We start from the raw sequence: 12,394 nt of genomic DNA, 5'->3' as shown, positions 1-12,394 counted from the left end.
CCATGAGCGCCACCCCCCGCATTGCCGATTACGCCATCAACGAGCAGTTCATCAACCGCTGGTCGCCGCGTGCCTTCACCGCCGAACCGATCAGCGAAGAGACCCTGTTGAGTTTCCTCGAAGCGGCACGCTGGGCGCCGTCGGCCTACAACTCGCAACCGTGGCGCTTCCTTTATGCGCGCCGCGACACGCCGAGCTGGGAGCGTTACCTGAACCTGCTGGTCCCGTTCAACCGCAGCTGGGCGCAGCAGGCTTCGGCGCTGGTGCTGATCATCTCCAAGACCACCTTCGCGGCGCCAGGCGCCAGCGAAGAAAAGCCGGCGCTGTGGCACACCTTCGATACCGGTTCGGCCTGGGGCCACCTTGCGTTGCAGGCCAGCATCAGCGGCTGGCACACCCACGGCATGGCCGGCTTCGACCAGGCACTGGCGCGCCAGGAGCTGAAGATTCCGGAAGGTTACCAACTGCATGCCATGGTGGCGATCGGCAAGCTGGGCGACAAGGCCAGCCTGGATGAAGCGCTGCAGGCGCGTGAAGTGCCGAGCCCGCGTCGGCCGCTGAGCGAGCTGGCGGCTGAGGGTGATTTCAGCCTGTAAGGCTTGTATCGCCTGTTCCGGGCTCTTCGCGGGCATGCCCGCTCCCACAGGGATAGTGCACAGCCTGAGGGCGGCGCCATACCTGTGGGAGCGGGCGAGCCCGCGAAGAGGCCGGCAAAGGTTAAAGAGGTCAGTAACCCCGGGCGAAGTCGACTTCGCCGCGCAACCCCTGCCCCTCGGCATACGCCCGCACATTCTCGGCAAACAACCGCACCATCGCCGCCGGCGAGGTGGGCGCTGAGCTGTGCCCGGTCAGCAACAAGCCCCAGGCGGTCCAGAACGGATGCCGTTGCGGCAGCGGCTCCTGCCGGCACACGTCGATCACCGCCCCGGCCAGATGCCCCTGTTTCAGTGCCTCGACCAGGTCGGCATCGACCACCGCCGCGCCGCGTCCGGCGTTGATGAACAGCGCCGTGGGCCGGAAGCACTGGAACAGCGCCGCGTCGTACAGGTCATGGGTTGCCGGCGTATCCGGCAACAGGTTGAGCACGTAGTCCACTTGCCCGACCATGCGCGGCAAATCCGCCAGCCCCGCCACTTCGACGAACGGCGCCTGCTCGCGGGCGCGGTTGGCGATACCGTACAGGGTCACGCCAAACGGCACGAGAAACTCGGCCACCCGCTGGCCGATATCGCCGGTCCCGACAATCAATACCTTGCGCCCCTCCAGGCTGCGCCCCGGACGGTCATCCCAGCGCCGCTCGACCTGGCTGACCAGGCGCGACAACACTTCGCGCTCGTGGCCGAGCATATAGGTCAGCATGTATTCGGCCATCACCTGGCCGAAAATGCCTACGGCGCGCGTCAAGCGGTAGTCACGCGGCAACCCTTCGGCCAGCAACGGCGTGATGCCGGCCCAGGTGGACTGCATCCACTGCGGCTTGTGGCCCTGGCGCAACAGGCTCGCCAGCAGATCCGGCTGGCCCAGCCAGACCGGGCACTGCGGTGCCTGGCGGGCCAGTTCGGCGGAGTCGTTGCTGGTCAGCACTTCCAGTTCCGGCATCGCTTCGCGCAACAATTGGGCATAACGAGCATGATCATGCTCAGCGATCAGTACACGCATGATCAAACCGGGTCGTTGCGGCGCAGCAGTTCTTCGGGCAGGTGCTCGATGTATTCATCGTCCGGCGGTGGCATCTGCAGGTGGTAGCCCTGGTTGTCGAGGTTCTCCAGGACCTTGGCGATGTCTTCGCGGGCCAGCTTGCGCTCGGGGCTGAGAACCAGGTCGAAAGCATGCTTGGGCGTACCGAAGAACGGTAGCAGGGCTTCGGGCACGCGCTCCAGGCCATCGGCCTTGAGCACATACAGGTACATTTCGTTCTTGCGTGGGCTCTTGTAGATCGAGCAGATACGTTTCATTGCTTGTCTCCGGCACCTGCCAGGTCGTCCAGCAGGGCCTGGCCCATCCGCTCACGGCGCCAGCCGCGCAGCGAATCGGGCAGTTGATAAGGGCCGTTCGGGTAGCCACTCTTGAGCAGGGCTTCCAGGGTTTTCTTGCGCAGCATCAGCTCGGGGGCGATACCCAGGCGCTCGCCTTCGGCCTGGCCGATGGCACGCAGGCGCTTGAGGATACCGGCGGCTTCGATCGGCAGCGGCTCGGGGAGCGGCTGTGGCCATTGCTCGGACGGCAGGTTGCCGGCGCGCTTGATCAGTTCGAGCAGCAAGGCGCCGTCCTGGCGGATGGTGCGCGGGTGCATTTCTTCAATCTTGGCCAGGGCCGACAGGTTATCCGGCTGGCTCTTGGCCATGGGCCACAGCGAGTGTTCCTTGAGGATACGGTTGCGCGGTACATCACGGCTGCGTGCTTCACGCTCGCGCCAGGCGCACAGTTCGCGCAGCACCGCCAGTTGCTGGCGGCTCAGCTTCCAGGCGAGCTTGACGTCGCGATACAAAGTCTCGGGTTCGACTTCACGGCGCAGCGCAGCCACCAGCTCGGCGCCGTCTTCCAGAACCCAGGCGTACTTGTCGCCGGACAGGCGTGGCTGCAGGGCGGCGAACAGCTCGGCCAGGTGCACGGCATCTTCGGCGGCGTAGCTGACCTGGGTTTCCGACAGCGGGCGCTGCAACCAGTCAGAGCGGGTTTCGCCCTTGGGCAGCTCGATGCCCAGCACGTCCTGCACCAGGCGCGAATAGCCCATGGAGAAGCCCAGGTTCAAGTATCCGGCGGCCAGCTGAGTGTCGAATAACGGTTGCGGTAGCTTGCCAGTCAGGCGCAGCAGCACTTCGAGGTCTTCGCTGCAGGCGTGCAGCACCTTGACCACGTTGCTGTCGTCGAGCAGTTCGCCCAGCGGCTGCCAGTCGCCGATCAGCAGCGGGTCGATGAGGAAAGCCCGCTGCCCGTCGCCAACCTGGACCAGGCCGGCTCTCGGGTAGAAGGTGTCGACCCGCATGAACTCGGTGTCGAGAGCCACGAAGGGCAGTTCGCGCCACTTGCGGCAGTGTTCGGCCAGGGTCTGGTCGTCACGGATCCAGTGTATTTCGATGGCCACAAGGCTCTCCCACAAACATTGGCGCGCAGTATATACGGCGCGGGCCCTGCTGGTGAAACCTGCGCCATCCCTGGATTAGATGAACGGCCTCAACGCTGGGCTGCCAGCCACGGCCGGCAGCTGGCAAACACGTCCAGCGACTGCTGGTAGACCTCGGTGTGCACCTGTAGCAGGCCCAGCATCGAATGGAACAGGTTGTCCTGCGACAACGGCGCATCGCTGAGCTTGGCCAGGCAATCGGTGTCGATGCCAAAGTCTTGCTTGTAGCTGTCGGAGAACCAGGTCAGCAGCGGCACATGCTTTTGTTGTTCCGGAGCAATGGCATAGGGGGTGCCGTGCAGGAACAGGTTGTACTCGCCCAGCGACTCGCCATGGTCGGACAGGTAGATCATCGCCGTGTCGACCTTGTCCTGCTTGCTGCGCAGGGTATCGATCAGCGAAGACAGCACTTTGTCAGTGTAGGCCAGGGTGTTGTCGTAGCCGTTGATGATCTCCTGCTCGCTGCACTGGTTCAGCGCGTTGCTCTGGCACACCGGGGTGAAGCGCTCGCCGTCTTGAGGGTAGCGCTTGAAGTATTCGGGGCCGTGGCTGCCCATCTGGTGCAGTACCAGCACGGTATCCTTGTCGAGGTTGTCGATCAGCTCGCCCAGGCCTTGCAGGAGGATTTCATCATGGCATTCGCCGCTGGCGCACAGCTGCGGATCCTTGAGGTTGCTGACGTCGATGAACTGCACGCGGTCGCAGGTGCCCTTGCAGCCCGACTGGTTGTCGCGCCACTGCACGGCCAGGCCGGCACGCTGGAGGATATCCAGCAGCCCCTCGCGGTTCTTCGCCACCCGGGCGTCGTATTCCTTGCGCTTCATGCCGGAGAACATGCACGGCACCGAGACGGCGGTTTCAGTCCCGCAGGAATGCACATCGGAGAAGCTCAGCAGGCCTTGCTCCCGGGCCAGGTTCGGGGTGGTATCGCGCGGATAGCCGAGCACGCCGAAGTGGTCGGCACGGGCGCTTTCGCCGACGACCAGCACGGTCAGCGATTTGCGCTCGTGCTTCTGCCAGGCCAAGTCGCGCTTGGCATCTTCGCCATAATTCTGGAATGGGCGCGCTGCAGTACCGACGCGCTCGTTGACATAACCGATGGTCGCGCCGACGACATTGCTCGGGGTGAGCATCAGGCGCAGTTCATGGTGGTTGCGAAACAGCGACGAAAGCCCTTGATAATTGACCAGTGCCACCGAGCCCAGCGCCACCACGCAGGCGCCGCTGACCACCAGTTTGCCGAGCAATTCGCGGTGCCACGGGCGGTAGGCGATCTTCGTCTTCCACAACATGACCGACGGCAATACACCAAGCAGCAGAATATAGGCAGCGAACTTGAACGACATCAGGTCGCGCACTTCCGTAACGTTGGTTTCGGCCATGTTGCGGAACATGCCAGCGTCAATAAGCACGCCGTATTGGTTCATGAAGTAGGCAGCACTTGCACCACTGATGAACAACACGATCAATAACGGCTTCAATACATAACGGAAGGCGAACAGCGTCAACACCAGGTTGAACGCGAACAACATCAGCACGGCGAACGCCAGGCTCAGCCAAAGCCCCGTCATCCCGGCAGGCACCACCTCTTGCAGGTGCTCCCAGAGGAACATGTTGAGACCCACCAGCAGGTAAACGCTGGCCAACAGCGTGACCCATTCAGTCCGCAGGGATTTGAAGTTGAGCATCGGCATTCGCAATCGAGAGTAATTATCACCCACAGGCCGGATGGTACTGTGGGAAAGTCGGGCGAACTCTAGAAAGCGCACCATCAATTTTTCGTGAAAAAGACGGTAACAATTTCGTAAGCCGATGCATTTTTTACATTAAATCAACTTCATTCAGCAGCCGTTCAGCCGTGCCTTGGCATAAGGTTCGCGGTCAATGTCGAGCACTTCCACGCACAACTGAGTGTCCACTCCGGCCTTGGCCGGGATCGCTTCGCGCAACACCTCGAGCAAGCCGTTCGACAGTTGCTGCTTCACCTCGGGCGAGCGCCCGCTGAGGATGGCCAGGCGCACATGGGCGAACGCTCGCTCACCCGGCGCGGTACCCACCCGGTACTGACTGAAGGCCTCGGCCCGGCTCTTGATGTCGCCCTCGTCGGCAAACTGGCCGCTGCCCACCAGGGCGTGGTTCAGGCGCAGCAACAGCACATCGACATTGAGTTCGCGCAGGTTGTCGCTGTATTCCAGGTTCAGGTGAGGCATGGCGCAGGCTCCAGGCACAAAGGAAGGATGCGACAGCCTACCCCAGTCCCCCACCTGCGCAAAGGCGGCTATCCTCAAAGGTCAGGACCTTACCGACAACCCTGACAGAGGTGAAGAAATGCCAGTTCCGCATGATCTGCTCGCTGACCTGCACATTACCGCTGACGCATTCCAGGCGGCCATAGACAAGGACCAGGACCTTCACAAGCTGCACAAGGAATACAACACCAAGGACAAAGAAGTGCTGGCCGCCGAGGCCAATGGCACCAACGACGAAGCGGTCAACCGCCTGCGCAAGGAAAGGCTGCTGCTCAAGGACAAGATCGAACGGATCATTCATCCGCCCAAGTCCTGATATTTCTCTATTCAACTAACCGGCCTCTTCGCGGCTAAAGCCGCGAAGGGGCAGGTAGCCCTCACACAGCCGCTGAAGCCTTCAACGCGCCATCCAGGTCTTCGATCAGGTCGCGATAATCCTCGATCCCCACCGACAACCGCAGCAGGTTCTCGCTGATCCCCATCTCGCCCTTCTGCGCCGGGCTCAACGAGTTGTGCGACATGCTCCACGAGTGGTTGATCATGCTTTCCACCCCGCCCAGCGAGTCGGCCAGCACGAAGATCTCCAAGGCCTCGATCAACCGGTTGAGCGCCGCCCGGTCTGCACCTTTGACTTTCATCGCCACCACCGCCCCGCCACTGCGCATCTGCCGCTGGCACAGTGCGTGTTGCGGGTGGCTTTCAAGCCCCGGGTAGAACACCTGGTCGACCTGCGGGTGGGCTTCGAGGAAGCGCGCCACCTGCAGCGCGTTGGCGCACTGGCGCTCCATGCGCACATCCAGGGTCTTCAGCCCGCGCAGGGCCAGGTAGCAGTCGAACGGCCCCTGGATCGCCCCGACCGCCATGCTGATCTTGCGCAGCCGGGCCAGCAGCTCGTCATTGGCGGCGACCACCACGCCCCCGGTGAGATCGGAGTGGCCGCCGATGTACTTGCTCGCCGAGTGCATCACCAGGTCTACGCCGAGGGTGATCGGGCGCTGGTTCCACGGCGAGCAGAAGGTGTTGTCGATGCAGGTGAGGATGCCCCGGGCACGGGCCAGGTCGCACACCGCCTTGATGTCCACCAGGTGCAGCAACGGGTTGGTCGGGGACTCGATCCAGATCAGCTGGGTTTGCGGCTTGATTGCTGCAGCCACCGCCTCGACATCATTCAGGTCGACATACGTGGTGGTCAGGCCCGAGGTGCGCCCGCGGTAGTCTTCAAGGATGCGGAAGGTGCCGCCGTAAACACCATTCATCACCACCACGTGGGCGTCCTTGGGCAGCAGCTCGAGCACGGTGGCGGTGGCATTCACACCCGATGCACAGGCCACCGCACCGACGCCTTCCTCCAGCGCGGCAACACAGCTCTCATAGGCATGCCGGGTCGGGTTGCCGACACGGCTGTAGGCGTATTCGGGATTATCGTCCAGGCTGCGCTTGATGTAGGAGCTGGCGGTATAGATGGGCGGGAAAATGGCGTTTGCGGCAACGCTGGACTGCTCGCCGGCGTGGATGGTACGGGTGGCGAAATTACGCGGCTTGTCAGACATGGTCAGGCCCATTGGCAGGATTCAAGCCTGCAACTATGGCAATTACCTGGCGTGGCGGCAATGCCCGCTCGGTGCAGGAAATTTTCCTAGGCCTGGGGTAATCTGGGGAAAATTTTTCTCGGTGAAGTTTTCCCGGCCATGGACACCTTCGATCAGCACATTCTCACCCTGTTGCAGCGCGACGCCTCGATCTCGCTCAAGGACCTGGCCGAGGCGGTCAACCTGTCGACCACACCGTGCTGGAAGCGGGTCAAACGCCTTGAAGAAGACGGCTACATCCTCGGCCGCGTCGCCCTGCTGGACCCGGTGCGCCTGGGGCTGGGGCTGACCGTGTTCGTCCAGCTCAAGACCCAGCGCCACGACAGCGCCTGGCTGGAGCAGTTCGCAGCGACGGTGCAGGGGTTCGAGGAGGTGATGGAGTTCTACCGGATGTCCGGGGACTGGGACTACATGCTGCGGGTGGTGGGTGACATCGCGGCGTATGACCGCTTCTACAAAAAGCTGATTACCAGCACTGAGGGGCTGTCGAACATCACCTCCAGTTTTGCCATGGAACAGATGAAGTACACCACGGCCTTGCCGGTGCACCGATCCTGAATCGGCGCTGGATGCTTCGCGGCTGAAGCCGCTTCCACAGTTACTCCACAGCCCTTGAAATCTGTGATGACCCTGTGGAAATGGCTTTAGCCGCGAAGAGGCCGGCCCATGCAGCCCATCAGTCCGAAGCGAGCACCGCCTCGATCCGGTTCCCGGCCTTGGCTTTCTCCAGCTTGATCGCAATGAACTTGGAAGTCGGCGTATAAGTCCCTTCGCCATAACTCTCCAGCGGCACCAGCGGATTGGTCTCGGGATAATAGGCCGCTGCCTGCCCATCCGGAATGTCATAAGGCACCAACCGGAAGCCCGACACCCGTCGCTCGACACCATCCTCCCACAGCGACACCAGGTCCACGTGCTCGCCCGGCTCGAAGCCCAGCCGGCGGATGTCCGCCTCGCTGACAAACACCACTTCACGCAGGCCGAATACCCCGCGATAACGGTCATCCAGCCCGTACAACGTGGTGTTGTACTGGTCATGCGAGCGCAGGGTCTGCAGGATCAGGTCCGGCGTGTCACCCCGCGCCAGCACCTTGGCATTGACCAGTTCCTCCGGCAGCGCGTGGGGCATGAAGCGGGCCTTGCCGGTAGCCGTGCGGAAGTTGCGATCGGCCGCGTTGTTGCCCAGGTGGAACCCGCCCGGGTGCTGCAGGCGCTCGTTGAAGTCAGCGAAGCCCGGAATCACGTCGGCGATCATGCTGCGAATGCGGTTGTAGTCGGCAACCGCGTATTCCCAGTCGATCGGCTGGTTGCCCAAGGTGGCCTTGGCCATGCCGGCGATGATCCACGGCTCCGAACGCAGGTGCGGCGAACGCGCACGCAGCTGGCCGTTGGAGAGGTGCACCATGCTGAACGTATCCTCCACCGTCACGCCTTGCGGCCCCTCGGCCTGCATGTCGATCTCGGTACGGCCCAGGCACGGCAGAATCAGCGCATCGCGCCCGGTCACCAAGTGCGAGCGGTTGAGCTTGGTGGAGATCTGCACGGTCAGCGCGCAGTTGCGCAGTGCCGCGTGGGTGCGCGGGGTGTCCGGCGTGGCTTGGGCAAAGTTGCCGCCCAGGGCGATGAACACCTTGGCCAGCCCCTCTTCCATGGCCTTGATCGCCAGCACTGCGTTGTGCCCGTGGGCCCGGGGCACTCGGAACTTGAAGCGTTTTTCGATGGCATCGAGCAGCGCCGCCCTGGGCTTTTCGTCAATGCCCATGGTGCGGTCGCCCTGCACGTTGCTGTGGCCACGCACCGGCGACAGACCGGCACCGGGCTTGCCGACGTTGCCGCGCAGCAGTTGCAGGTTGACGATTTCCTGCACGGTCGGCACCGAATGACGATGCTGCGTAACACCCATGGCCCAGCACATGATCACTCGCTCGGCCTTGCGGTATATGCGCGCAGCGAGTTCGATCTCGGCCAGGGTCAGTCCCGATTGCTTGACGATGTGCTCCCAGGAGGTGGCATCCACGGCCGCCAGGTAGTCGTCGAGGCCACTGGTGTGCTCGGCGATGAAGGCATGGTCGAACACCGCGGGCTCGCCCTTGGCCTGGGCTTCGCGCTCCCATTGCAAGAGGAACTTGGCGATACCGCGCATGGCCGCCATGTCGCCCCCCAGGGCCGGTCGGAAGTAGGCACTGGTGGTCGGCTCGGAGCCGTTGCTGAGCATCTCGAAGGGGTGCTGCGGGTGCTGGAAGCGCTCCAGGCCGCGTTCCTTGAGCGGGTTGAAGCACACCACCTGGGCACCGCGCTTGACGGCTTCGCGCAGCGGCTCGAGCATGCGCGGGTGGTTGGTGCCGGGGTTCTGGCCGATGACGAAGATCGCGTCGGCCAGCTCCAGGTCGTGAAACACCACGGTGCCCTTGCCCACCCCGAGGGTTTCGGCCATGCCGGAGCCGCTGGCTTCGTGGCACATGTTCGAGCAATCGGGGAAGTTGTTGGTGCCGTAGGCGCGGACGAACAGCTGGTAGAGGAATGCTGCCTCGTTACTCGCCCGGCCCGAGGTATAGAACTCCGCCTGATCGGGCGAGTCGAGCGCGCGCAGGTGTTGGGCGATCAGCTCGAAGGCTTCTTGCCAGCTGGTTTCCACGTAGTGGTCGGTCGCCGCGTCGTAGCGCATCGGATGGGTCAGGCGCCCCTGGTATTCAAGCCAGTAGTCGCTCTGTTCGAGCAACGCACTGACGCTGTAACGGGCAAAGAACGCAGGGTCCACTGAGCGGCCGGTGGCTTCCCAGTTCACTGCCTTGGCGCCGTTTTCGCAGAACTTGACCATGTCGCTTTCCGGCGACTCGCCCCAGGCACAGCCCGGGCAGTCGAAGCCACCGTTCTGGTTGGTCTTGAGCATGGCCCGCAGGTTCTTGAAGGCGTTGTCGCTGCCCAGCCAGCTCTTGGTCACGCTCTTCAGCGCGCCCCAGCCGGCGGCGGGGCCTTTGTAGTCCCTGATGTGTTGGTCCTGGCTCATGCGGTCAATCCTCACGCTTCGATATTTTCTTCCAGCGTATGGAGCCTGCCATAGAGCCGTCCAATCGATATGTTTTACCCCTTGATAAGCAATTTCGATCAGGGGCTGGCACCGCGCCGTGGCTTTCGCGGGCACGCCCGCTCCCACAGGTACATCACCGCACTCGAAATCTGCGCAATCCCTGTGGGAGCGGGCGTGCCCGCGAAGGCCTAGACGCAGTTACAACCCTTTAAAAATCGGGCCCGCAGCCGTGATAGAGGGCATTGATGAAATGGTCAGGGAAAGCGATTTGACGGGGCTGGCCACAGGCTATAGCTTGAGTCCTGTAGCCCCCATTTCCTTTCGAGCGCCAACGTGGAACAGAACAGCCGGGCCCTGATCGACGGCTTCAACCGGAAAATCGACTACCTGCGGATGTCGGTCACTGACCGCTGCGACTTCCGTTGCGTGTACTGCATGGCCGAAGACATGCAGTTCCTGCCACGCCAGCAGATCCTCAGCCTTGAAGAACTGTTCCAGGTGGCCGAGCGCTTCGTCGCCCTCGGCACCCGCAAAATCCGCCTGACCGGTGGCGAACCGCTGGTGCGCCAAGGCATCGTCGACCTATGTGGGCGCATCGCCGCCCTGCCCGGCCTGCGTGAACTGTGCATGACCAGCAACGGCTCGCAGCTCGGGCGCCTGGCCCAGCCGCTGTTCGACGCCGGGCTCACCCGCCTGAACATCAGCCTCGACAGCCTCGACGCCGCGCGCTTCAAGCAGTTGACCCGTACCGGCGATCTCCACCAGGTAATCGCCGGCATCGATGCCGCACGCCAGGCCGGCTTCCAGCGCACCAAGCTCAACTGCGTGGTGCTCAAGGGCCGCAACGACCACGAACTGGTCGACCTGGTGCGCTTTGCCATCGACCGCGAGCTGGACATCACCTTCATCGAAGAAATGCCACTGGGGGTGATCAACGAACACGAACGCGGCGAGTCGTTCTGCTCCAGCGATGAAGTGCGCGATCGCCTGGCCGAGCACTTCAGCCTGATCGAATCCACCGAGTCCTCCCAGGGCCCGGCGCGCTACTGGCGCCTCGCCGAAGCCGCCCATACCCGGGTCGGTTTCATTTCACCGCACAGCCACAACTTCTGCGCCACCTGCAACCGTGTGCGCCTGACCGTCGAAGGCCGCCTGCTGCTGTGCCTGGGCAACGAACACTCGATGGACCTCAAGCAGGTCCTGCGCGCCCACCCCGGCGATGCGGCGCGGCTGGAGAAGGCCATCCGCGACTCGCTGCACCTCAAGCCCTACCGCCATCATTTCGAAGTCGGTGGCGAGGTGCAGATCCTGCGCTTCATGAACATGACCGGCGGCTGATCGGCCGCCTCTGGATTGCCATGATCGTCCACCCCCGCCCCGATGTGCTGCGCGTGCTGTTCACCCTCAAAGGCTCGATCGTCAAGCGCATTGCCCCGCGCTGCCTCATGGTCACCTTGCTGGCTGCGCTGATCGTGCTGGTCGAGCGGCACTTCCCGGCGTTTTTCTACCCGGTCAGCGCCACGCCGTTCACCCTGCTTGGCCTGTCGCTGTCGATCTTCATGAGTTTTCGCAACAACGCCTGCTATGACCGTTGGTGGGAAGGGCGCAAGGCCTGGGGCAGGCTGATCATCGAAACTCGTTCGTTCGTACGGGAGAGCGTGGTGATCGCCGATGAGCACCTGCGCGCCGAGCTGTTGCGCAGCCTGTGCGGCTTTGCCCATGGGCTGAATGCGCGGTTGCGCAACGAAAGCGAAGTGAACGCCACCCGCCCATGGCTCAACCAGGCTACCCAGGTGGCCGAGCACAACGTGTGCGATGGCATCCTGCGCGACATCGGCATGCACTGTTCACGGCTGGCAGCGCAAGGGCAGATCAGCGAATGGCGCTACACCCTGCTGGAGCAGCGCCTGGCCGGGCTGACCGAGGTGCAGGCCAGTTGTGAGCGGATCAAGGGCTCGCCGCTGCCATTCCCCTACACCTTGCTGCTGCACCGTACCATCTACATCTTCTGCCTGCTGCTGCCGTTCGCCCTGGCCGAGCCGCTGGGCTGGCTGGCGCCGCTGTTCACCACCATCGTCGGCTACACCTTTTTTGGCCTGGATGCGATCGGCAACGAGCTGGAGGACCCGTTCGGGCGCGATGAGAACGACCTGCCGATGGATGCCATGGTCAGGACCGTGGAGCGGGATGTGTTGGGGGCTCTGGGGGTCGAGCCGCTGCCGCCGGTGTTGCTGCCGGTGGACTATGTACTGAGCTGATGGCCTCTTCGCGGGCACGCCCGCTTGTATGGTTAGACTTGAAGGGGTGGTGGGACTAAATGCCCGATTCTGACTGTTCGCAGCAGTACAGACCGTGGGAGACATCGCCCCACCCCTTCCACCAAAGCGCCGATAAAGAATGCATC

General features: G+C 63.1%; 12 protein-coding genes. 5 read left to right on the top strand and 7 right to left on the bottom strand.

The window, feature by feature from the left end:
- Positions 1-2: 2 nt before the first annotated feature.
- Positions 3-596 carry a nitroreductase family protein gene (locus CQW31_RS23255; protein ID WP_054883979.1) on the top strand — a complete coding sequence of 198 codons (594 nt, stop codon included), beginning with the start codon at positions 3-5 and terminating at the stop codon, positions 594-596.
- A gap of 130 nt (positions 597-726) precedes the next feature.
- On the opposite strand, the gene CQW31_RS23250 is transcribed toward CQW31_RS23255, so the two are convergent.
- From CQW31_RS23250 to CQW31_RS23230, 5 genes are all read right to left on the bottom strand, one after another.
- Complete coding sequence (locus tag CQW31_RS23250; RefSeq protein ID WP_099815517.1) at positions 727-1,659, bottom strand: D-2-hydroxyacid dehydrogenase; 933 nt, start codon at positions 1,657-1,659, stop codon at positions 727-729.
- Between the two features lie 2 nt (positions 1,660-1,661).
- Positions 1,662-1,955: a YcgL domain-containing protein gene (locus tag CQW31_RS23245; RefSeq protein WP_054887238.1), complete on the bottom strand. Its 294-nt coding sequence runs from the start codon at positions 1,953-1,955 to the stop codon at positions 1,662-1,664.
- Positions 1,952-3,085 (bottom strand): ribonuclease D, encoded by a 1,134-nt coding sequence (rnd, locus tag CQW31_RS23240; RefSeq protein ID WP_054887239.1) that lies wholly within the window; start codon positions 3,083-3,085, stop codon positions 1,952-1,954. Before rnd ends, CQW31_RS23245 begins: the two co-directional genes overlap by 4 nt.
- An 89-nt stretch (positions 3,086-3,174) precedes the next feature.
- Positions 3,175-4,812 (bottom strand): phosphoethanolamine transferase, encoded by a 1,638-nt coding sequence (locus CQW31_RS23235; protein WP_054887242.1) that lies wholly within the window; start codon positions 4,810-4,812, stop codon positions 3,175-3,177.
- A 153-nt stretch (positions 4,813-4,965) separates the two neighbouring features.
- Positions 4,966-5,334 carry a 5-carboxymethyl-2-hydroxymuconate Delta-isomerase gene (locus tag CQW31_RS23230; protein ID WP_054887240.1) on the bottom strand — a complete coding sequence of 123 codons (369 nt, stop codon included), beginning with the start codon at positions 5,332-5,334 and terminating at the stop codon, positions 4,966-4,968.
- Between the two features lie 118 nt (positions 5,335-5,452).
- Here CQW31_RS23230 and CQW31_RS23225 point away from each other — a divergent pair, with 118 nt between their 5' ends.
- Positions 5,453-5,689, top strand: coding sequence for a YdcH family protein (locus CQW31_RS23225; RefSeq protein WP_099815516.1), 237 nt, complete (start codon positions 5,453-5,455; stop codon positions 5,687-5,689).
- A 61-nt stretch (positions 5,690-5,750) separates the two neighbouring features.
- Here the strand turns inward: CQW31_RS23225 and CQW31_RS23220 are convergent, their stop codons facing one another.
- Positions 5,751-6,935: a PLP-dependent aspartate aminotransferase family protein gene (locus tag CQW31_RS23220; protein WP_099815515.1), complete on the bottom strand. Its 1,185-nt coding sequence runs from the start codon at positions 6,933-6,935 to the stop codon at positions 5,751-5,753.
- Between the two features lie 126 nt (positions 6,936-7,061).
- On the opposite strand from CQW31_RS23220, the gene CQW31_RS23215 reads away from it, so the two are divergent.
- The gene (locus tag CQW31_RS23215; protein ID WP_099815514.1) at positions 7,062-7,520 is read left to right on the top strand and encodes an Lrp/AsnC family transcriptional regulator; all 459 of its coding nucleotides are present in this window, start codon (positions 7,062-7,064) and stop codon (positions 7,518-7,520) included.
- Positions 7,521-7,638: 118 nt separating this feature from the next.
- Here the strand turns inward: CQW31_RS23215 and CQW31_RS23210 are convergent, their stop codons facing one another.
- Positions 7,639-9,969, bottom strand: coding sequence for an FdhF/YdeP family oxidoreductase (locus CQW31_RS23210; RefSeq protein ID WP_099815513.1), 2,331 nt, complete (start codon positions 9,967-9,969; stop codon positions 7,639-7,641).
- A 354-nt stretch (positions 9,970-10,323) separates the two neighbouring features.
- Between CQW31_RS23210 and moaA the strand changes: the two genes are divergently transcribed.
- Both moaA and CQW31_RS23200 read left to right on the top strand, forming a co-directional pair.
- Positions 10,324-11,328, top strand: coding sequence for a GTP 3',8-cyclase MoaA (gene moaA / locus CQW31_RS23205; RefSeq protein WP_054883354.1), 1,005 nt, complete (start codon positions 10,324-10,326; stop codon positions 11,326-11,328).
- A gap of 20 nt (positions 11,329-11,348) precedes the next feature.
- A complete protein-coding gene (locus tag CQW31_RS23200) occupies positions 11,349-12,248 on the top strand; it encodes a bestrophin family protein (RefSeq protein ID WP_054883355.1) in 900 nt (299 codons plus the stop codon).
- The last annotated feature ends 146 nt before the right edge of the window (positions 12,249-12,394 follow it).

Source organism: Pseudomonas sp. 382, assembly GCF_002759075.1.
Classification (GTDB): domain Bacteria; phylum Pseudomonadota; class Gammaproteobacteria; order Pseudomonadales; family Pseudomonadaceae; genus Aquipseudomonas; species Aquipseudomonas vlassakiae.
Note: the sequence above shows the minus strand (reverse complement) of the source record. Positions and strands in the feature narration are given on the sequence as shown.